Here is a 22,047-nt window from a genome sequence, read left to right as displayed (position 1 = left end):
TCCCTTTATCTTTTGTCCAATTTGGATGTAATCACATCTCCAATAATTTGAATTACGAAGACGATAATTAGAATAACGATAGTCGCTACTAGCGTAACGTCATTTTGACTTCTTTGATAGCCTTCCAGATAGGCCAAATTTCCAAGCCCGCCTGCACCGATGACCCCTGCCATTGCGGTATAGCCGACTAATGCAATCGATGTTACCGTAATCCCTGAAACGAGAGCAGGCATCGACTCTGGAAGAAGCACCTTCCAAATGATCGTACTCGTTTTTGCCCCCATCGATTTAGCGGCTTCGATTACCCCTTTATCGATTTCACGAAGACCGATCTCGACCATTCGTGCATAAAACGGTGCCGCACCGATAATAAGTGCCGGCAGCGCCGCATTCTCTCCGATCATGGAACCGACTAGCGCTTTTGTGAAAGGAATGAGCAGTACGATCAAAATAATAAATGGAATCGACCGGAATATATTGACCACCGCACTGATGATCCCGTTCACGGTCCGATTTTGCCACATATTCCCTTTACCTGTTAAGAATAGGAACAACCCTAATAGTATGCCAATAAAAAAGGTGGCCACTACCGAGATGCTTGTCATATACAGTGTTTCTTTTGTTGCCTCAATCATTTTTTCCCAATCCACATTCGGCAATAATACTTCAAGCATGAGTAATCACCTCCACGCCTACCTGTTGTGCTTTAATGAATTCGATTGCGCGGAGCATTTCATCCTCTGTACCATCAAGGTGAATGAACAATGTTCCATATGAGCCGCTTCTAGTTTGTGATATTTTACCTTGAACGATATTGACATCCAACTCGAAGTTACGCACGAGCTTGGTAATCAACGGGCTTTCTGCATGATCGCCAACGAAAGTCAATTGAATCACTTTTCCTCCAGGAAAACGTTCGAACAGGTGATCCATCGTTTCCTTCGTTTCTTCCGGTTCGGTCACCTGCTGCACGAAACGCTTCGTCATCTCTTCCCGAGGATTCCTGAACACATCAAGGACTGGTCCTTGTTCAACGACCTGGCCATTTTCCATCACGGCCACACGATGACAGATTTTACGGATCACATGCATCTCATGTGTGATCAAGACAATCGTTAACCCGAGACGCTGATTGATATCAACGAGTAATTCGAGTATGGAGTCAGTGGTCTGTGGGTCTAGAGCGGAAGTCGCTTCATCACACAGCAGCACTTTCGGATCATTGGCAAGAGCTCTTGCGATTCCAACCCTTTGCTTTTGTCCGCCGCTTAATTGCGAAGGATATGCGTTTTCCCTGCCTTCAAGTCCGACCAGTTTGATCAATTCATTGACACGCTTCATACGTTCAGGTTTTGCAACCCCTGCAATCTCCAACGGAAAGGAGATATTATCCTGAACGGTCCTCGACCATAATAAATTGAAATGCTGAAAAATCATGCTGATTTCTTGACGGGCCTTACGAAGCTTAGCCCCTTTAATTTTGGAGATTTCCTTATCTGCGACGACAACGGATCCCTCAGTCGGTGTCTCCAAGCCATTGAGCATTCTGATCAATGTACTTTTCCCTGCCCCACTGTAACCAATGATACCGAAAATCTCGCCTTTATTTATTTCAATGTTAACGTTATTTACAGCCCTGATCGTCTCACTGTTATTTTTTCCTGTCCGAAACAGCTTACTGACTTTGGTCAATGTAATCATTCTTGCTCACCTCTTTTATCCTATAAAACCTATGAACTTAGTTGTTTTCTCTACATAATTCAGCTTTTAGCCGCACATGCTTATGGTTTTCCTAATTGAAAAATAAAAAAACCTTTCTGCATGAGCAGAAAGGCAGGTAAAAAAGCTGGCCTTTCTCTCATCTTCCAAAGTGGTTACACTTTGTGTGAATTGGCACCTTTCCAAGGAAAATCTCCTTGTCGGTTGCCGGGTTTCATCGGGCACATCCCTCCACCTCTCTTGATAAGAGCTAATATATAGAATATTTTGTTCATCATTAGGTTCATTAGTATGGAGAAATTTTATCACAGATAAAAAGGGAGTGCAATGTATATTATTTCTAGACCAATTCTTAAACCGTTTTGGATGTCAACGAAACGATGCTCGTCGCTTTTTCAATTGCCTGCTCCAAGTCTTCTATTAAATCTTCTACATTTTCTATTCCGATGGATAGCCGGACTTGATCGGCACTTACGCCAGCTTTTTCCAGACCTGCATCATTCAGTTGTTGATGAGTGGTGCTTGCAGGATGGATGATTAAACTCTTCGCATCTCCCACATTCGCAACATGCGACCATAATTCAACCGAATTGATGAGCCTCGCCCCTGCTTCGCGACCACCTTTTATACCAAAGGTCACTACGGCTCCAGCTCCTTTAGGCAAATACTTATCCGTAAGCGCCTTATCCGGGTGATCCTCAATGGCGGGATGAGATACCCATTTCACCGCGGGATGATTCTTCAAGTATTGAATGACGGACTTGGTGTTCGAAAGATGTTCTTTCATCCTTACATGCAGCGTTTCAAGACCAAGCGTAAACTGGAAAGCACTTTGGGCACTTAGCGCTGGACCTAAATCACGAAGCAATTGCACCCGGGCTTTTGTAATGAAGGCAGCCGGACCTACTGCCTCGGCATATACCAGGCCGTCGTAGCTTGGATCAGGCTCCGTAAAGCCAGGATAGTTCGGCGAATTCCAGTCGAACTTGCCTCCATCCACGATGACGCCGCCCAATGTCGTTCCATTTCCCAAAAGCCATTTCGTAGCTGAATGGATGACTATATCCGCCCCAAAATCTATCGGTCTGCAAAGATATGGCGTAGCGAAGGTGTTATCGATGATCAATGGGATATGAGCTTCATGAGCGATCTTTGCTACCGCTTCGATATCGAGGACCCGCAAACTCGGATTTCCTATCGTTTCAGCGAATATCGCCCTCGTTCTTGGCGTAATCGCCTTTTTAAAATTATCAGGGTCATCAGGAGAAACGAATTTCACTTTGATTCCGTATTTAGGAAGGGTGTTTTCGAACAGATTATACGTACCTCCATACAAGGTAGAGGCCGAAACGATTTCATCGCCTGCACCCGCAATGTTCAGGATTGACAGGGAAATGGCAGCCATTCCGCTTGCAGTTGCCAATCCGCCGATGCCGCCTTCCAATAAAGCCATTCTCTCCTCGAACACACTGACCGTGGGATTATGGAGCCTCGTATATATATATCCAGGCTCCTTTAAGCCGAATAAATCCGCTGCATGGTCGGTGTCTTTGAACAAGTATGCATTACTTTGATATATAGGAACCGAACGGGCTCCAGTCTCATCAGCCTTCAGGCCGCCATGAACACTCAATGTTTCGAAACGCAACTTTTTATCTGACATATGCTTTCTCCTCTTCTTCTATGGATTTAATTGAAAATTAAAGCAGCCTGGGAAATGTTCTTAACCTAAACAAAAAAACCACTTCCACAAGAAGAGGCTTTCATCCACACCTCATCTTCCAGAGTCAAAATACTCTGCTGGAATTAGCACCGTATATATATGTATACCGGTTGCCGGGCTTCGTCGGGCCAGTCCCTCCGCCACTCTTGATAAGAACTATTAAATTAAAACTTACTTTGCTTCATTCAAAATATATCATTTTACCATTATTCAGTCAATTAATTTTTAGAATATTCTTTGTTTTTCGTGCAAAGCGACAGCTAAAAAACCAATCCCCTTCCGATTGGTTTCTTAACTGATCTCCTTAAGCAAGCCATACAGATATGGTACGGATTGAAAGGCATATATTTTTGTATGCAGCTGTCCTCCCTTGAAAAGCAATAAACAAGGGACACTTTCGATTTCATACGATTGTGCCATCGTTTGGACATAGTTCATATTCATTTTGCCTGCCATCATTTCCGGGAATAATTGCAAAGATATCGTCAGCATCTTGGAGGCAACCTGACAGGTGCCGCATAAGGGCGTATATAAATATAAACAAAAGGTCTCTCCGTTTTCAATAGCAAGCTTGCACGCTTCTTCATTCCATTCCTGCATCACTTAGTCGTTCACCCTTTAACTTAAAAATTTCGTCTTAACTTTCATGTTGGCGGCTAAAAGCACAGTTGCGATATGATGCTCCGGCGAGCTTTCCACTTCTTTGTACATTTTATTAATGTACAGGTGGTTCGCCTCCGGCATTTCCCTTCGAAATTGCTTTCGCAGCTTTTCTCCTGACTCATCTGCGTCAAAAAGGAGATAAACATCACGGTCCAACAATTCATCCACCAATTCATCGAGCTTGGTTATTGAAATGGTCCCATTCGTACATCGTATTTCGACATCTTCATTTATAACGGAGGCAACCTTTTTTCTGTCGGAACTGCCTTCTACAATGATCACCTTATCGAATTCGCCGCATTCCATGTCATCACTCCATCTCACGAATTATGTGGACAACTGCCAGGTACAAAAGGAAAAAGAGAGCAGACCCTATTCAGGGGCCCCTCTCCTTCGTTTTACCCGTTAATTAAGCTCTCATATTCTTCCGCACTCATTAGTTCTTCAACATCACTGCTGTTTGTTGGTTCAACCACGATCATCCATGCTTTTTCGAAAGGAGATTCATTGACATATTCAGGGTTGTCACTTAATTCATCGTTCACTTCGACAACCTTGCCGCTGATCGGCGCATAAAGCTCGGAAACGGTCTTAACCGATTCAACACTTCCAAATGGCTCGTTGGCTTTAAGCTCGTCACCGATTTCAGGAAGCTCGACGAAAACGATGTCACCAAGCTCCGATTGGGCAAAAGCCGTTATCCCGATGCGCACTGTCCCATCTTCCGTTTTGACCCATTCATGTTCTTTCGTGTAACGAAGTTCTTTTGGTGTTGTTGTCATTATTATTCCCTCCATATGTACAGCTTGTATTTACTACTACATTATAAGATAGAAATATTGTTTACGTAAGGAATTAACCAAATTTTTGTATAATTTTAGTTCCAGACCTGTTCGAATTGCTCTTCTTTGAAGCCCACAGTCACTTTGGTACCATCCGTAACAATCGGCCTTTTCAGAAGCATTCCATCAGTCGCCAATATATCGAGCATTTCGGCTTCAGTAGCTTTTTTAAGCTTGTCCTTCAAGCCCAGCTCCCGATATTTTTGACCGCTAATATTGAAGAACTTCTTCAACTCTAACCCGCTCGTTTTATACAGTTGTTCGATTTCAGTTCGAGAAGGCGGATTTTCCGCTATATGGATCGCTTCATATTGCAGTTCATGATTATCCAACCACTTCTTCGCATTGCGGCATGTGCCGCATTTTGGGTACCAATATAATATTAAGCCCATCGTTTCACCACCTATCAATAGAATACCCGTTTTCACCAAGCAATACAACGAAATGACTTTCAATTCCCAACCCGTTTTGAACAAAGAAAATAAAGGGAAGCCCATTGCGGGCATTCCCTTTATTGAACCCATTCTTTTCACTTATAGTGCGTATTTCTCCATTTCAATTACCTTTACGGAAGCTTCACGTTTTTTCGCAATGACATTGATTGGGGTATGTCTAGTCAACTTGCGAAGCGAAGAAAGCATGATGCGAAGAGTATCACCAGTTTCTACGGCAATTAACGTTTCCTTTGCATGCTGTTCAAGTTCATTGAATGCTTCTTGAACGAAAATTTCAGTGTAAAGGACCTTTTGTTTGTTCTTTTCCAAGCCTGTAGCCGCAATCGCTTTTTCCGTACGTAATACGACCGACTCTGCAGCATACGCAAGCGATGCGATGTCAGCAATGTTGGAGAGGATTTCTTGTTCTTGATCAAGATTTTTGCCGAATTTCTGTGCAGCAAGGCCAGCTGCCAAAATACCGATTTTCTTGGCATTTCTAACGAGCATTTTTTCTTGTGCCAAAGTCTCATCGCCAGGTTCTTCCGGCATCATCATCATTAATTCCTCTTGCAGTCCTTGAGCCTTTTGAAGAAGCGGCAATTCCCCTTTAAGAGCCTTTTTCAGGAATGTTCCCGGTACAAGTAGGCGATTGATTTCATTTGTACCTTCGAAGATCCGGTTAATGCGGGAATCACGATACGCTTTTTCAATTTCGTACTCCTGCATGAAGCCATAACCGCCGTGTAGCTGTACGCCTTCGTCCGTTACGTAATCCAATACTTCGGAAGCGAAGAATTTGTTCAATGAACATTCAATCGCATATTCTGCAACCGCAGCCGCCATTGATTTGCCATCTTTCACTTGCTCGTCCGTCAGCTTGCTTTGTCTTTGTTCATAAAGACCGACCGTACGGTAGACCGAGCTCTCCGCTGCATAAATCTTGGCAGCCATCGTTGCAAGCTTCTCCTTCGTCAAGTTAAAATCGGAAATCTTCGTTTTGAACTGTTGACGTTGATTCGTATAGGCAGCTGTAATTTCAAGAGCGCGTTTTGATCCGCCGACAGCACCCACACCTAATTTATAACGGCCAATATTCAAGATATTGAAAGCGATGACATGCCCTTTTCCGGCTACACCCAAAAGATTTTCAACCGGTACATGAACATCTTCCAGGATTAAAGTACGTGTAGATGAGCTTTTGATGCCCATTTTCTTCTCTTCGGCACCAGTGGACACACCCTTATATTCGCGCTCGACAATGAAGGCGGAGAATTGTTCGCCATCGATTTTTGCGTATACTACGAATACATCTGCAAAGCCTGCATTAGTAATCCACTGCTTCTCACCATTTAAAATATAGTGTGTGCCTTCAGCATTCAATTTCGCTGTCGTTTTCGCTCCTAAAGCATCCGATCCCGAGCTTGGCTCCGTTAAAGCATATGCGGCAATTTTCTCACCAGTTGCCAGTAAAGGCAGATATTTTTTCTTTTGATCTTCATTACCGAATAATACGATTGGCAAAGATCCGATTCCTACATGTGCACCATGCGTAATGCCGAAGCCACCTGAAAGAGCCATTTTTTCCGTAATTAACGCAGAACTGATTTTATCAAGCCCCAACCCGCTGTATTCCTCAGGAACGTCAGCACCCAGTAAACCAATTTGGCCTGCATCCTTCAGTAATTTTACCGAACGGTCGAATTCATGGTTTTCAATATGTTCAACTTGCGGCAAAATTTCATTCAAAACGAAATCTTCCGTAGTTTTGGCAATCATTTTGTGCTCATCTGAATAATCTTCAGGTGTAAACACTTGATCATACGTAATATCTTCTACTAAAAAAGCTCCACCTTTTATAAGGTTTTCTGTTGTTTGATTGGACATGTTATTTCCTCCTAAATGATTTATGATCATGGAACCCGCCGGAAGCATCTGAAAGCTTTCGGAAGGATGGAATTACGCTAATAATTCAAAGACTCCAGCAGCACCCATACCGCCGCCGATACACATTGTCACGACTCCGAATTGCTGGTTTCTGCGCTTCATTTCATGTAGAAGGCTTAATGTCAATTTGGCTCCCGAACAGCCAAGCGGATGTCCTAAGGCAATCGCTCCACCATTCACATTAACAATCTCTTCATTCAATCCCAGCTCACGAATGATCTGGATCGATTGAGAAGCGAAGGCTTCATTCAATTCAAATAAACCAATGTCGGATAGCTCAAGACCTGCTAGTTTCAAAGCTTTCGGAATGGCAGCGATCGGACCGATCCCCATTATTTCGGGCGGTACCCCTGCCACTGCAAAGGAACGGAATTTTCCAATCGGCTTCATCCCCAATGAAGAAGCCTTTTCCCCATCCATGACCATGACCGCGGCAGCTCCATCACTCGTTTGCGATGAATTCCCTGCAGTGACGGATCCCGTAACGGAGAATGCAGGTCTTAGTTTATTGAGAATTTCCGCTGTCGTTCCAGCACGGACACCCTCGTCCTGTGCAAATGTGAATGATTTTTCCTTTAATTTAAGATCAGGCCCAACTGAGCGAAGGGTTACATCAACCGGTACGATTTCATCGGTAAACTTTCCTTCGGCAATGGCCTTGGCCGCCCTTTGATGACTTCTTACGGCAAACGCATCTTGATCATTACGGGAAATGCCGTATTTTTTTGCAACGGCTTCAGCCGTGTGGCCCATTCCCATATAATATTCCGGGGCGGTCTCCGCAAGCTGCGCATTCGGACGTGTCACATGGCCCATCATCGGCACAAGACTCATCGACTCTGCACCGCCGGCAATGACTGTATCACTTTGGCCAAGCATGATTCTCTCCGCTCCATACGCAATGCTTTGAAGTCCGCTTGAACAATAACGATTGATGGTTATGGCCGGTACTGTGTAAGGCAATCCTGCCAACGCGCCAATGTTACGCGCCATGTTCAGACCTTGCTCGGCCTCGGGCATCGCACAACCGATGATCAAATCATCGATGTTCCCTTCATAATTCCCTGCACGTTTTAACGTTTCCTTTACAACCAGTGCCCCTAAATCATCAGGACGAACATTAGCAAGAGAACCTTTCTTCGCTCTTCCTACCGGAGTCCTTGCTCCAGCAACTATTACCGCTTCTTTCATGAGGATCCCCCTAACTCATTTTTAAGCTATTAATCCATTAAGCTTCTTTTTTGATTTCACCATCTATTTCAGTACTTCATCAATTACGGAGTGGTTTACCTTTAACGAGCATGTGCTGCATCCTTGCTTGGGATTTCGGAGTCGATATCAGTTTCAGGAACGCTTGTTTCTCAAGATTCAAGATATACTGTTCATCCACTTCCGTTCCATATGGAAGTTTGCCTCCGGAAAGGACGTATGCAAGCTCTTTTGCTATGACAAGATCATGTTCGGATAAGAATCCGGAAAGGCGCATCGATTCCGCCCCCAATAGAAGTGCGGCATATCCCGTTTCGCCCACGACCGGAATCTTCGTGCGGACTGGAGCGGTATACCCTTGTTCATGCATGGAAAGTACTGCCTGCTTTGCATCATAAAGCTGATGGTCCGCATTCACGCTGATTCCATCAGAAGAGTTTAGGAAATTGTTCCCCCGTGCCTCCTCAGCGGATGTCGAAACTTTTGCCATCGCGACCGTTTCAAAAACTTGGTTGGCCACTTTCTGCAAGTCAAAGTCGACGCCCTTTGGCATATTCTTCAATGTCTTCACGTAAAGCTCCTTCGTTCCGCCACCGCCTGGGATCAACCCGACACCAGCCTCGACAAGACCCATATATGTTTCTGTCGTTGCCTGGATGCGTGCAGCAGGAAGCGATACTTCGGCACCGCCGCCAAGAGTCATATTGAACGGAGCCACCACTACAGGAACGGCACTGTATTTAATTTTCAGCATGGCCTTCTGGAATTGGCTGATGACCATATCCAGTTCAAAAATATTGTCATCTTGGGCTTCCATCAGCATCATCGCAATATTGGCGCCGACACAGAAGTTTTTGCCTTGATTTCCGATTACCAAGCCTTTAAAATTCGCTTCCGCTTCATCGACTGCCGCATTGATCATTTGCATGATATCGAGACCGATTGCATTATTCGGGGATGTGAATTCCAGAAGAGCAACCCCATCGCCGATATCAATCAAGCTTGCACCGCTGTTTTTCTTGATTACGCCCTTTTGCTTCTTGATCGCTTTAAGATTGATCACTTTAGGGTTTTCGACAAGCTCTTTATATTCACCATTATCATAGTAATGCTTGATGCCATTTTCCTCTTTATAGAAAGACGTGAATCCCTTGGCAAGCATTTCCTTCACCCATTGTGGGACTGTTATGCCTTCAGCTTCCATGCGGGCTACCGACTTATCTACACCGATCGCATCCCATGTTTCAAAAGGACCCGTGGACCATCCGAAGCCCCATTTCATCGCTTGATCGATCGCCACGATATCATCGGCGATGTCGCCAAGCAGTTGCGCAGAGTACACAAGCGCAGGATTCAGCACGTTCCAAAGCAATTGGCCGGCACGGTCATCACTATAAACAAGCGCTTTCATTTTGTTTGCCAAGCCCTTGGCCTGTTTAGCAATTTCAGTGGAAGGCGTCTTTAGTTTCTTTCGTGCTTCATATTCAAGAGAGTCGGGATTCAATTCAAGGATTTCCTTGCCTTTTTTCAAGAAGAAGCCTTGACCCGACTTGCTTCCAAGCCATCCCTTTTCCAGCATTTCATTCATGAATGCAGGAATGTTGAAAACTTCTTTTTCTTCTCCATCCACTTGGTCATACACGTTTTTCGCAACATGTGAAAAAGTATCCAAGCCTACTACATCGAGTGTCCGGAAAGTCGCGCTAGTTGCTCTTCCGATTAACGGACCGGTTACTGAATCGACCTCGCCAACACTGTAGCCGCCTTTTTGCATTTCCCGAAGAGTGACCAGCAAGCCGTATGTGCCAATCCGGTTTGCGATGAAGTTTGGTGTATCCTTGGCTTCGACGACTCCTTTTCCGAGTACATTCTCGCCAAATTGTTTCATATATTCAAGCACTTCTGGAGAAGTTGCTTTAGTAGGTATGATTTCCAGCAATTTTAAGTAGCGTGGCGGATTGAAGAAATGGGTTCCAAGGAAATGTTTTTGGAAGTCCTCTGAACGTCCTTCTTTCATCGCCTCGATTGAAATTCCAGATGTATTCGATGAAATGATGCTTCCTGGTTTACGATGCTGATCAACCTTTGCAAAGACACTTTTCTTCACTTCCAGTTTCTCTACGACCACTTCGATAACCCAATCGACATCCTTCAAACGGCTTAAATCATCTTCGAGGTTTCCCGCCTCGATTAGCGCAAGATTACCCTTTGCCGATAACGGTGCCGGTTTTTGTTTTAAAAGCTTAGTAATCGCATTCTGGCTGATGCGGTTACGTACTTGTTTATGTTCTAGTGTTAAACCCTTTTTCTTTTCATCCTCAGTAAGTTCACGAGGTACAATATCCAATAATAAAGTCGGAATGCCGATGTTAGCAAGGTGTGCAGCGATCCCTGATCCCATAACTCCTGACCCTAGAACAGCAGCCTTTCGTATTTGTCGAACCAAGTTTATATCCCCCTTACGCAATGTATTGAATGAATGCTCATTCATTTTTAATCTAAAAAATTTTGAATATTTTTTCTTATTACTAATATAGAATATATTTGGAAATTCCGCAATGATTAAACAGGAAAAAAAATATTTTTTTACACAATTTCCTTTGTTTAATTCCCCTCGGTTCAGTAGAAAATAATCGGGCAGGAGGTGACTTATATAATGAAGCGTAAAGATAATCCTTCCAAAGCGGCTGTAAGTGCAGCAAGCGTCAAAGGCAATGCCGGCCCAGGCCGTGAACGTCAACATGGGATCAATAAAGTGAACAGCCAGAACAACCAATTCAAAAAATGAATGTTTTATTTGAGCAGCCGTCCCTTATCCGGGGCGGCTTTCTATTTCTTGAATAGTCCTTTTACCACGAAAGCGATATTGGCAGGTCTCTCCGCAAGGCGGCGCATGAAATATCCATACCAATCCGTACCATATGGAACATAGACCCTTACCTTGTATCCTTCTTTGACGAGTTCAATCTGCTTTTCATTACGGATGCCATATAACATCTGAAATTCAAATGAATCACCTGAGATTCCTTCGTCTTTCACCAGTTCCTTCGTATAATCGATGATTTTATCATCATGTGTGGCAACCGCTGTGTAATTTCCATTCAATACATGCTGCTTGATGATTTGCTTGAAATTATCATCGACAGCTTTTTTCTCGGCAAAAGCCACTTCCCCTGATTCTTTATAGGCTCCCTTAACAAGCCTTAAATTCGGATGAAGCTCATCCAGTTCAGCAATATCTTTTTCCGAGCGATACAGATAAGCCTGAATGACAGTCCCCACTTCATTATATTCAGCTCTTAAGGTTTTGAACACATCCAAAGTCGGCTGACAACGCGGAAAATCCTCCATATCAAGAGTCACAAACACCTGATGGACTTTAGCCTCTTCCAAAATCCTCCGCATATTATCCATGACGACCCGCTCCGACACATCCAAGCCCATCGAGGTCAACTTCAAGGAAAGCTGTGAATCGAGATTATTTCTGCCAATCATGCGAATCGCTTCTATACACTGATCTGCCATCTTCCTTGCTTCTTGTTCATCCTCAATGAATTCACCTAAATAATCAATGGTTACAGCAAGCCCCATCCTGTTTAAATCCGTAATGACCTTACACGCCATCTCCAAAGTCTCTCCGGCAACGAAACGGGATGCCCCAAACCGAAGTCCATATTTCTTCGCCGCCCTCGTCATGCCTTTATTCTTGGACAAAAATAAAAATAGATTCTTCAACATTTGCTCCATCTGCTTCCCCTCCAAATATTTTTTTGGAAAATAGATGCACAAGCTTATTTTATCATTTGATTAAATTTTCAGATCTTTACAAGCAGGAATATAATATGTCCGTTAGGGAAAATTAAAGGCGTTTAATGAACATTTAAAGGAGGCAGAATGATGGAACAGCAAAATTCTTTTAACAGCCAACAACAGTCCACAGGCTTCATGAAGCAGCCGCCGGAAATGGTATCGGTAAAAGACAGCTTATACTTGAGCGATATGCTTTCATGGAATCTCAATGCAATCAAAAAAGCTCATTTTTTTGCCACGCAATGTAAAGATCCGCAAATCATCGACGCATTAAATCGCTGCGGCCTCATGCATCAGCGTCATTACGATACGATCTTGAATCACTTGGACCCAAACCAAACTCAGAGTCAACAACAATTCCAATAAAGGAGGGTTCTTGATGCCCAATCAAAACAAAATCCAAAATCCAGAAACTCCCGTGGCAAAAACCCCGCAAATGAACGATAGGGACTTTATAAATGATATGCTCACTACGGAAAAATACTTCTGTAACTCCTTATCGGTTGCCTTGCACGAAATGAGTAACCAAGCGTTATACCAGGACATTTTCTCCATTTCAAAAGAAAACCAGGAAATGCAGCGCGAGCTCTATAACCTAATGTTCGAAAAAGGCTGGTACGGATTAGAAAAAGCGCAAACTGACAGCTTAAGCCAATCCTATCAGCAATTCTCAGGATATAAAAGCCAATTCCCATACGGCTCCAACATTCAATAAACACCCTTGCAGGAGCTGGTCTCAGCTCCTTTTGCCTTTTTACAAACAAAGCCTTCCCTAACTTTGTCCATGTTTTGAGGCAATTCCGAAACTTACGAGTAAAACCGCCAAACTCACGAATAAACTCCTCGATTTCACGAATAAAACCGCCAAACTCACGAATAAACTCCTCGATTTCACGAATAAAACCACTAAACTCACGAATAAACGTCCGGAGCTCGTAAATAAAGCAACATTTGGTGGCGCATACGCTCTAATTTCGTCCAGGATGCTTGTAATTCATACCGATAACGCCAAAAACTAGTGGCAATTCCCAAATTTGCGAGTAAAACCGCCAAACTCACGAATAAACGTTTTGGACCTCGTAAATAAAGCAACATTCGGTGGCGCATACGCTCCAATTTCGTTCAAAATGCTTTCGGTTCATACTGATAACGCCAATAATTAGCGGCAAATCCCAAATTTGCGAGTAAAACCGCCAAACTCACGAATAAACTCCCTGATTTCACGAATAAACGTTCCGGAGCTCGTAAATAAAGCAACATTCGGTGGCGCACACGATCCAAATTCGTTCAATATGCTTGCAATTCAAATCGATCATGCCAAAAATTAGCGGCAATTCCGCTTGTATAAGTTATGAGTCTCCTCACTTTTTTAGCCATAGAAAAACACCCTTCAATAAAAAGGGTGCGTGTGTTTAGATATCGGTTGAAAACATGTACTTCTTATAGTGATATCGAATGCTGAATATCAAGCCCATGGCCATCATGTTACCCATTAGCGAGCTTCCCCCGTAGCTGATGAATGGAAGCGGGATGCCTGTAATCGGCAATAGGCCAACTGTCATGCCGATGTTTTGGAAGACGTGAAACGTCAGCATGCTTATGACACCAACACAAATATATGTATAGAAGTTATTTTTCGTATCCATTCCCGTTTTAGTGATGTGATATATCAATAGGAAAAACAGGGAAATGATGATGCTTGACCCGATGAAACCAAATTCTTCACCGATGATACTGAAAATGAAATCGGAATGGCTCTCGGGCAAATATACTTCCCGCGAGCCTACGCCCTTACCAGTAGTCTGGCCCGAGCCGATGGCCAATAAGGACTTCGTTAATTGAAACCCTTCCGCGCTTGAATAATTATATGGATCGAGCCAAGAGTAAATCCGGCCAAACTGATACGTTTTTACCTTTAAGTATTTTTCCAGGATCTCCGGCTTCCAAAGAACAAAGTAGAGGATCGTGGAGGCGACGACAAGTCCTCCAGACACGATAGGCAATAGGATTTTCCAGGATATCCCTGATATGAAAATCATGCCGAGCATGATGGACATGATGACAAGTCCTGTACCCAAATCGGGCTGTTGCATGATTAACATGAGCGGCGCGCCCGTCACAATGCCGATTTTAATGAGCAGCCATAAGTCCGTTTGAATGGTTTTCAAGGTGTTCTTCAGATGATGGTTCGAGATGACATTCGCCAAGGCTAAAATCAGGAAAACCTTCATGAATTCCGAGGGCTGAATCGAACCGAGTCCTGGAATGATGAACCAGCTTTTTGCACCATTTCGTTCTGGGACGATGCTTTCTGGCATGATGATCAGCAAAAACAGTAAAAACAATCCAAATCCATAAGCATACCAGGATATTTTTTTTAACTGATCTGAATCAAGCGTGATAAAACCTAAGACGATTCCAATTCCTACTATATACCAAAAAATTTGTTTAATTAAGAAGTTTTCCGTGTACTGTCCAGTCGTTTGGGCACTGTAGATCGCTAAGCAGCTTCCAACGCATAATAACAGCAATATCGTGACCAAAGAAAAATCGATACGAGATGAAAATTTATTCTGTTCTTCCATACTTAACTCTCCCTTAAAAAGGCTCCTGCTCATACTTCTTCAAATACACTTATTCATTATACTTTAAACTAATAAAATCACAACTATATCGAAGAATAGATTTCAGGCTCAAATCAAGTAATCCGCACGGAGCCTATCAGCTGGGGAAATTAAGATTGCATGACCTTCGACTTTCTTCGTTTCAGGAACCTGCTCACCAATCCATGGTTTGGGGAAAAGAGAAAGGTCAACCCGAATAATATAGCGGCCGATCCCACCATGCAGCCGGATATGGACGCATCCATTATGGTAGCTGAATAGTAGCCCGTGACGGAGCTTAACACTCCGACCACGATACTGACCACAATCATTCCGCTTAAACGATCTGACAAAAGATATGCCGTCGCCGCAGGGATGATGAGCATACCCACCACTAAAATCGAACCTACACTATCAAATGAAGCTACGGTGGTCAATGAAATGAGGCTCATCAATAAGTAATGAAACAATAAGACAGGAATCCCCATTGCAGCCGCAAGTGCCGGGTCGAAGGAGACAAGCTTAAACTGTTTGAAGAAAAGGAAAAGCAGGAAGAGGTTCAGGATGAAGCAAGCTCCGACTATCCAAACGGCCTTTGGACCGGCCTCGATTCCGCCAATTGTCATCGTGTTCCAGGGAGTATAAGCAATTTCGCCATAAAGGACATGCTCCAAATCAAAGTCTATTTGTTGTGTATACAAGCTCACCAGCACGATTCCCGTTGCAAAAAGGGAGGTGAAGACGATGCCGATTGCAGCGTCGGATTGAACGCCGGACGATTGGAAAAGCTGGATCAGGAATACTGTAAGCAACCCTAGCGCCGCTGCCCCTATCAGCATGGGGACCGAGTCACGGGTCCCGGTTATTAAAAAGGCCAAGACGATACCAGGTAACACGGAATGACTGATGGCATCCCCTATTAATGTCATTTTCCTCACGATCAAAAAACAACCTAGAACGCTGCAGGAACTCGCTACCAATGCTCCGACTAACATAATCCAAAAATCATTCATGATGTATGTCTCCCTTTCCTTTTATCCTGTTCGAGGGAATAATTCTTTTTCAAAGATACCCTTCTCCACACAGATGAAAGCACTCCACGTTTAGGTGCAAAAAGCATGGAAAAGAAAAACCATACTGTCGCCGATAAAACGATCAGCGGTCCTGTTGGCAAATCATTCACGGACGTACTGATCAATGTACCTGACACACCACTCAGCATTCCGAATATACCGGACAGGATGACCATGACATGCAGCCGTTCTGTCCAGTATCTCGCAGAAACCGCAGGCGTGATCAGTAGAGATGCCATCAATACGACACCGACGGCTTGAATACCGATTACGACAGCTGCCACGATCAGCATCATGATGAAATAATCGAGGATGCCGACCGGAAGTCCCATCCCCTTGGCAAAACCCGGGTCAAAGGAAAGCAACTTGAATTCTTTGAAAAATAATGTACAAGTGAAAATGAGTACAAAGGAAACCGTCATCATCATATATACATCCGACATGACCATTGACGCCGTCTGCCCGAATAGAAACGTATCCAGGCCACTCTGGTTTCCATATTCACTTTGCTGGATTTGCGTAAGCATGACGATTCCGAAACCAAAGAAGGAAGATAAAACAATTCCCAAGGCCGCATCCTGCTTGATCTTACTGTATCTCGTGAGCACGCTGATCAAGAATACAGCCACTAAACCTGCCAGCGCCGCTCCAATTAGAAAGAAGGAAGTGGACTTCACCCCGGTTAAGATAAAAGCGACGCAAATTCCCGGTAACGCTGCATGCGCGAGCGTGTCGCCAAGCAAGGACTGCTTTCTGAGGTAGGCAAAACTGCCGATGACCCCACTGCTTAATCCGAGGAACATCGTCCCGAGCAAGATCCACCTTGTATTTGGGTCTGAAATGATATCCAGTATATTCATCGTGTACACCTCATTTTAATAAAAGGCCGGACTTCGTGTCTGATAATATCGCCAAGCGGCCTCCGTAGGTTTCCTGCAAGTATTCAGGAATGAATACTTCTTCTGTCGGACCTATTTTCATGACCTTTTTGTTCAGTAGCATCGTCCAGTCGAAATATTCCTTAACGGTCGATAAATCATGGTGCACAACAAGAACGGTCTTGCCTTTTTCCTTCAGTTCCATCAGCAATTGGATGATCGCCTTCTCGGTTGCTGCATCCACGCCAACGAACGGTTCATCCATAAAATATATATCCGCTTCCTGGGCCAATGCACGAGCCAGGAAAATCCGTTGCTGCTGTCCGCCCGATAGCTGACTGATCTGGCGATTCGCGTAATCCACCATCCCCACCTTATCCAAGCATTCCATCGCCTTCAGCCTTTCAGCCTTGCCCGGTCGCTTCAGCCAGCCAAGGTGGCCGTATCTGCCCATCATCACGACATCGAGCGCGTTGGTTGGAAAATCCCAATCCACCGATTCCCGCTGCGGCACATAGCCGATGCTCTTCCTCATCGATTTATACGTAGATCCCTTTATTGTGATTTCCCCCGATATCTTCGGAATCAATTCGAGTATGCCTTTTATCAAGGTCGACTTCCCTGCTCCATTGGGGCCTATGATACCGATTAAGTTCCCTTCCGGCACCTCGAATGAGACTTCTTCGACAACCGGTTTCTTATGATATGCAATCGTTAAATTCTCGACCTTCAAAGCCACTTCCATTTGTTCTCCCCCTTATTTCAAAGCATGGACGATCGTGTCTGTATTATGACGGACCATCCCGATATATGTTCCTTCCTCAGTCCCTTTTTCCCCCATCGCATCAGAGAATAATTCACCGCCGATTTTCACCTCGTGCCCCTGCTTCCCAGCTCCTTGAATGACAGCCTCGATAGCCTTTTTCGGCACGCTCGACTCTATGAAAATCGCTTTTATTTTGTTTTCCACAAGATATTTCCGCATATCCGTCACATCTTTTGATCCATATTCCGATAATGTATTGACCCCTTGAAGCCCTCTAACATCCAAGCCATATGACTCGCCGTAGTAACCGAACGCATCATGTGCTGTAACGAGCACCCGTTGGTCTTCCGGGATTTTGTTTATTTCAGCTTGAACATATTGATCAAGTTCCTTCAACTGCAACACATACTCTTCGTAATTATGAAGAAATTCCGCTTCATGATCTGGATCATTCGCGACTAGCTCCATCTTCACTGACTCCGCCGCAACGATCCAGAGCTTTACATCGAACCATACGTGCGGATCATGTTCCTTTGCACTCACTTTACGAAGTTGTTCCTCCTTGAAATCCTCCGTTACGGCAATGGTCGGTTTATCCTTGCCCATCATCTCAAAGATATCCGTCATTTTCCCTTCAAGATGCATACCGTTATAAAAAATCATATCAGCCGAATCCAGTGTCTTCACATCGCCCTGCGTCGCTTTATATAGATGAGGGTCGACTCCAGGTCCCATTAAACTGGTAACCTCGACATGTTTACCGCCGATATTCTCAACCAAATCCCCAATCATTCCCGTTGTTGCAACGACATTCAGCTTGCCGTTATCCTTTTCGGCCGCATCATTGCCGCATCCCGTTAAAATCAGCAATGCAGCAAGCACTCCCCCAATGGATTTTAGAAAACCCATCCCTATCCCCTCCTTTTTCATCTCTCTAACCAATTGTATTTTTTACATTGTCGTACATGCTAAAAAGTTTCCTCTACACAACTTATTTTATACTATACACAATCTTTTAAAAGAAGTGCAACTTTTTTTCTAACAATTGAAAAAACACACAGCAAAAAAAACTGTCCGAAAACCCCTACTACAGAGCTTTCGGACAGTTAGTTATTTCTATTGTTTGTAAAAAAAAAACGTAACGATGATGTTCTATTTATATTGTGGAGTAGTTATGGTGAATATAAACTATCGGAGTTTTTTCACGAGTAAACGCGGAGAAGTACCGGTCATTTTTCCGGCTTCAAAGATATTGCCAAGTAAGCCAATCCCAATTCGATACCGCAAAGTGCGATCAGGCAGATTAAAGTTTGGACCATCATGTTTTCCCCCTCAATTAAGACTTACACCAATCTTAAAGGATGAAACCCATACCAGAACAAGAACCATTCCGTAAAAATTTCCAGTAGCCTTCGTCCGCTTCCTTGCTCTGAAACTGGTTTCATACGGTACAATATAAAAAAAAGAAAAACGGTGAATCTCATGACAAATATTAAAGAAATTGCCCAATTTGCGGGTGTCTCCGTCTCTACTGTGTCTCGTGTATTGAATAATCATCCGTATGTAAGCCCTGATAAAAGAGAAAGCGTCTTACAAGCCATCGACCGCTTGAATTATTCTAGAAATATCAATGCCATTCATCTTTCGAAGGGCAAAACGAATCTTCTCGGCATTATCATTCCGTTCACCAATCATCCCTATTACGGGGCAATCGTGCACGGAATAACGAAGCAGGCTAACGCAATAGGCTGCCATATCGTCATCTTTGAAACCCATTATGAAAGAGAAAAAGAGATCCAGGCTTTGAATATGCTGCAAATGAAGCAACTTGATGGCATTATCGTTTGCTCACGGATTTCGGAAATGAAAGTCCTCTTGAATTATCAAACATACGGCCCGATTATCTTATGTGAGGATACAGCTCAGGCTGAATTATCATCCATCAGCATCGACCATTATGCCGCTTTTTCCTGTGCACTTGAATACGTGATCGCCAAAGGATATAAGAAGATTGGGTACAGCCTCGGCCGTAAAAAAAGCAGAAACAGTTTTCTTCGAGCCAAGGCCTTCAACGACATCATGAAAAAACATCAGCTTATAAACAATCCAGAATGGCTATTCGAGGGCAGTTACCATATTAAGGACGGTGTCACTTTGTTTCAGGAATGGAATTCACTGCAAAACAAACCGGAGGCAATCATCATCACAAATGATGACACGGCTGCCGGCTTCATCCTTACCGCCAATAAATGCGGCATAAAAGTGCCTGAAGATGTAGCCATCTTAGGCTTCAATAATGATAGCCTCAGTGAACTACTCGATATCTCGACGATTTCCTTGCCGCTGGAGTGGATTGGAAAAATGGCAGTCGAGCTATTTGAGAAACCTGAAGTCATCAAGCATGTGAAGCTGGACTACACCCTTATTAAAAGAAAGAGTGTTTAATGCTGTAGTAGGAAAAAACCACCACCTAAATTAACCATTGCTATATCTTTGAGATTATTTTATAATTTCGATATAGTAAAGTTTACTCATTCACTAGCATTCTATTAACATGCTTGAGTAAAAAAAAAAATCGTACGGCGCCTTCTAATAGAGACGCAACGATTCATTCAAATTGAATACTTCCTCATTTACCGATGAGTTAGAGGCTGCAGCTTACAAAAGTATTACGGACGAGATTCTGGAAAATTTACGACTCCGTTAGAAAGGGTAAGTTGCCGAAGTTAGGGTATATTCCAAGTATATTCTCGCTGGCGGTGTTGCCGAACAGGAACATCACTGTCACGTTTTTTTCTAAAAGCGTGGGGAGCTATCTTCGGAAGGATAAACGGGTTTATTATAAACAGCCGTCGATCTTTTTCGACTGCTGTTTTTTTGTTTTTTCCGTATCCTTCCAATTAAAAAGGAGTGTAACATCAATTGGCAAACTCACAAACAACTTCAAGTCCTACTGAATTGAAAAGGACCCTGAAAGCGCGGCACTTAATGATGATTTCATTAGGTGGAACGATTGGAACAGGTTTATTTTTAGCAAGCGGCGGTGCCATCCACTCGGCTGGTCCCGGCGGTGCCCTGGTGGCGTATGCCGTCATCGGCGTCATGGTTTATTACTTAATGACAAGTCTCGCAGAAATGGCAGCATTCATGCCAGTGGCCGGTTCGTTCCGTGTCTATGCATCCAAGTTCGTCGATCCATCCTTCGGTTTTGCCATCGGATGGAACTACTGGTATAACTGGGCAATCACCATTGCCGCCGAGTTGGCAGCCGTTGTCTTGATCATGAAATTCTGGTTTCCTGATACACCATCCTTCATTTGGAGCGCCATTGCACTAATCACAATGTTCCTTATCAATTACATGTCGGTTAAAGGTTTTGGCGAAGCAGAATTCTGGTTTGCGATGATCAAGGTCGTGACAGTGGTAATTTTCCTAATCACAGGTGTTCTGATCATTCTTGGAATCATGGGTGGGAAGGATCCAATCGGTTTTTCCAACTTCACGATGGGAGAAGGTCCCTTCAACGGAGGCTTCTTTACGATTCTAGGCGTATTCATGGCCGCCGGTTTTTCATTCCAAGGAACGGAATTGCTTGGAGTGACGGCCGGTGAAAGCGAAGACCCGGAAAAAAATATCCCAAAAGCGATCAGGTCGGTTTTCTGGCGCATTATCTTATTCTACATTCTTGCCATTTTTGTAATTGGCATGATCATTCCGTTTACGGATTCACGTCTGCTGAGTGAGGATGTTGCCGTCAGTCCTTTCACGCTTGTATTCGAGCGTGCCGGTCTAGCCTTTGCCGCCTCCATCATGAACGCCATTATTTTGTCATCAGTGCTCTCTGCCGGTAACTCTGGCATGTATGCCTCAACCCGTATGCTCTGGGACTTGGCACGTGATGGGAAAGCGCCGAAGTTCCTTGGCAAGTTGGATAAACGTGGAGTTCCGGTAAACGCACTTATCGTCACTGCTTTGGTTGGCTGTCTTGCATTCCTCGCTTCATTTTTCGGGGATGGCGTCGTGTATATCTGGTTATTGAATGCTTCTGGTATGGCCGGCTTCGTCACATGGGTCGGGATTGCGATCGCCCACTATCGGTTCCGCAAAGCCTATACCGCTCAAGGGCTTGACTTGAATGCACTGCCATACAGGGCCAAGGGCTTCCCATTCGGCCCCATCTTCGCACTTGTCCTATGCATCATCATTATCATTGGCCAAGGCTACCAAGCTTTCTCAAGCGACGGGATCGACTGGAATTCGATGTTCGTGTCCTACATCGGCTTGATTTTATTCTTCGTCCTATGGTTCGGGTATAAATGGAAGCATAAAACGAAAATCATTCCGCTTGAAGAATGTGATCTTAAAACGAAATAATTCACA

Annotated in this window: 21 protein-coding genes and 3 riboswitches; of the genes, 5 read left to right on the top strand and 16 right to left on the bottom strand. The window is 43.9% G+C overall.

The genetic code is table 11. The features are described 5' to 3' along the window. Positions 1-5: 5 nt before the first annotated feature. The 10 genes from ASU00_RS03775 to ASU00_RS03730 form a co-directional block, all read right to left on the bottom strand. Positions 6-674, bottom strand: coding sequence for a methionine ABC transporter permease (locus tag ASU00_RS03775; RefSeq protein ID WP_057912100.1), 669 nt, complete (start codon positions 672-674; stop codon positions 6-8). Further along, complete coding sequence (locus ASU00_RS03770) at positions 667-1,701, bottom strand: methionine ABC transporter ATP-binding protein (RefSeq protein WP_057912099.1); 1,035 nt, start codon at positions 1,699-1,701, stop codon at positions 667-669. Before ASU00_RS03770 ends, ASU00_RS03775 begins: the two co-directional genes overlap by 8 nt. A gap of 154 nt (positions 1,702-1,855) precedes the next feature. Next, a riboswitch (SAM riboswitch) is annotated at positions 1,856-1,969 on the bottom strand. A gap of 102 nt (positions 1,970-2,071) precedes the next feature. Continuing rightward, positions 2,072-3,382, bottom strand: a complete 1,311-nt coding sequence (locus ASU00_RS03765; RefSeq protein ID WP_057912098.1) for an O-acetylhomoserine aminocarboxypropyltransferase/cysteine synthase family protein — start codon at positions 3,380-3,382, stop codon at positions 2,072-2,074. Between the two features lie 108 nt (positions 3,383-3,490). Next, positions 3,491-3,598, bottom strand: a riboswitch (SAM riboswitch). A gap of 135 nt (positions 3,599-3,733) precedes the next feature. Continuing rightward, on the bottom strand, positions 3,734-4,042 hold the full coding sequence (locus tag ASU00_RS03760) for a thioredoxin family protein (protein WP_057912255.1): 309 nt from the start codon (positions 4,040-4,042) through the stop codon (positions 3,734-3,736). Positions 4,043-4,060: 18 nt separating this feature from the next. Further along, positions 4,061-4,411 (bottom strand): toprim domain-containing protein, encoded by a 351-nt coding sequence (locus ASU00_RS03755; RefSeq protein ID WP_057912097.1) that lies wholly within the window; start codon positions 4,409-4,411, stop codon positions 4,061-4,063. 92 nt (positions 4,412-4,503) lie between these two features. Continuing rightward, positions 4,504-4,887, bottom strand: coding sequence for a glycine cleavage system protein GcvH (gene gcvH / locus ASU00_RS03750; RefSeq protein ID WP_057912096.1), 384 nt, complete (start codon positions 4,885-4,887; stop codon positions 4,504-4,506). Between the two features lie 95 nt (positions 4,888-4,982). Beyond that, the gene (locus ASU00_RS03745; RefSeq protein WP_057912254.1) at positions 4,983-5,339 is read right to left on the bottom strand and encodes an arsenate reductase family protein; all 357 of its coding nucleotides are present in this window, start codon (positions 5,337-5,339) and stop codon (positions 4,983-4,985) included. Positions 5,340-5,480: 141 nt separating this feature from the next. Further along, the gene (locus ASU00_RS03740) at positions 5,481-7,268 is read right to left on the bottom strand and encodes an acyl-CoA dehydrogenase family protein (RefSeq protein ID WP_057912095.1); all 1,788 of its coding nucleotides are present in this window, start codon (positions 7,266-7,268) and stop codon (positions 5,481-5,483) included. 72 nt (positions 7,269-7,340) lie between these two features. Continuing rightward, positions 7,341-8,519 carry an acetyl-CoA C-acetyltransferase gene (locus ASU00_RS03735; RefSeq protein WP_057912094.1) on the bottom strand — a complete coding sequence of 393 codons (1,179 nt, stop codon included), beginning with the start codon at positions 8,517-8,519 and terminating at the stop codon, positions 7,341-7,343. A 79-nt stretch (positions 8,520-8,598) separates the two neighbouring features. Then, on the bottom strand, positions 8,599-11,028 hold the full coding sequence (locus ASU00_RS03730) for a 3-hydroxyacyl-CoA dehydrogenase/enoyl-CoA hydratase family protein (protein ID WP_057912093.1): 2,430 nt from the start codon (positions 11,026-11,028) through the stop codon (positions 8,599-8,601). A 162-nt stretch (positions 11,029-11,190) separates the two neighbouring features. Here ASU00_RS03730 and ASU00_RS24320 point away from each other — a divergent pair, with 162 nt between their 5' ends. Beyond that, positions 11,191-11,325 carry a YuzL family protein gene (locus ASU00_RS24320; protein WP_082630140.1) on the top strand — a complete coding sequence of 45 codons (135 nt, stop codon included), beginning with the start codon at positions 11,191-11,193 and terminating at the stop codon, positions 11,323-11,325. 41 nt (positions 11,326-11,366) lie between these two features. Here the strand turns inward: ASU00_RS24320 and ASU00_RS03725 are convergent, their stop codons facing one another. Continuing rightward, positions 11,367-12,284 (bottom strand): proline dehydrogenase family protein, encoded by a 918-nt coding sequence (locus ASU00_RS03725; RefSeq protein WP_057912092.1) that lies wholly within the window; start codon positions 12,282-12,284, stop codon positions 11,367-11,369. Positions 12,285-12,434: 150 nt separating this feature from the next. On the opposite strand from ASU00_RS03725, the gene ASU00_RS03720 reads away from it, so the two are divergent. Further along, a complete protein-coding gene (locus ASU00_RS03720) occupies positions 12,435-12,713 on the top strand; it encodes a hypothetical protein (RefSeq protein ID WP_169792902.1) in 279 nt (92 codons plus the stop codon). 13 nt (positions 12,714-12,726) lie between these two features. Then, positions 12,727-13,062, top strand: a complete 336-nt coding sequence (locus ASU00_RS03715) for a spore coat protein (protein WP_057912090.1) — start codon at positions 12,727-12,729, stop codon at positions 13,060-13,062. Positions 13,063-13,759: 697 nt separating this feature from the next. Here the strand turns inward: ASU00_RS03715 and ASU00_RS03710 are convergent. The 5 genes from ASU00_RS03710 to ASU00_RS03690 form a co-directional block, all read right to left on the bottom strand. Next, the gene (locus ASU00_RS03710) at positions 13,760-14,932 is read right to left on the bottom strand and encodes an FtsW/RodA/SpoVE family cell cycle protein (protein WP_057912089.1); all 1,173 of its coding nucleotides are present in this window, start codon (positions 14,930-14,932) and stop codon (positions 13,760-13,762) included. A 149-nt stretch (positions 14,933-15,081) separates the two neighbouring features. Next, entirely contained in the window at positions 15,082-15,963 is an 882-nt protein-coding gene (locus ASU00_RS03705) for a metal ABC transporter permease (RefSeq protein WP_057912088.1), read from the bottom strand. Continuing rightward, complete coding sequence (locus ASU00_RS03700; RefSeq protein WP_057912087.1) at positions 15,960-16,883, bottom strand: metal ABC transporter permease; 924 nt, start codon at positions 16,881-16,883, stop codon at positions 15,960-15,962. Before ASU00_RS03700 ends, ASU00_RS03705 begins: the two co-directional genes overlap by 4 nt. A 10-nt stretch (positions 16,884-16,893) precedes the next feature. Next, entirely contained in the window at positions 16,894-17,646 is a 753-nt protein-coding gene (locus ASU00_RS03695; RefSeq protein ID WP_057912086.1) for a metal ABC transporter ATP-binding protein, read from the bottom strand. 12 nt (positions 17,647-17,658) lie between these two features. Continuing rightward, positions 17,659-18,576 carry a metal ABC transporter solute-binding protein, Zn/Mn family gene (locus ASU00_RS03690; protein WP_201786264.1) on the bottom strand — a complete coding sequence of 306 codons (918 nt, stop codon included), beginning with the start codon at positions 18,574-18,576 and terminating at the stop codon, positions 17,659-17,661. A 573-nt stretch (positions 18,577-19,149) separates the two neighbouring features. Here ASU00_RS03690 and ASU00_RS03685 point away from each other — a divergent pair. Both ASU00_RS03685 and ASU00_RS03680 read left to right on the top strand, forming a co-directional pair. Then, positions 19,150-20,112: a LacI family DNA-binding transcriptional regulator gene (locus tag ASU00_RS03685; protein ID WP_057912084.1), complete on the top strand. Its 963-nt coding sequence runs from the start codon at positions 19,150-19,152 to the stop codon at positions 20,110-20,112. Positions 20,113-20,304: 192 nt separating this feature from the next. Beyond that, positions 20,305-20,490, top strand: a riboswitch (Lysine riboswitch). A 99-nt stretch (positions 20,491-20,589) separates the two neighbouring features. Beyond that, complete coding sequence (locus tag ASU00_RS03680; protein WP_057912083.1) at positions 20,590-22,041, top strand: amino acid permease; 1,452 nt, start codon at positions 20,590-20,592, stop codon at positions 22,039-22,041. Positions 22,042-22,047: the final 6 nt, after the last annotated feature.

The organism is Peribacillus muralis (genome assembly GCF_001439925.1).
GTDB lineage: Bacteria > Bacillota > Bacilli > Bacillales > DSM-1321 > Peribacillus > Peribacillus muralis.
This window is presented reverse-complemented; position numbering and strand designations above follow the sequence as displayed.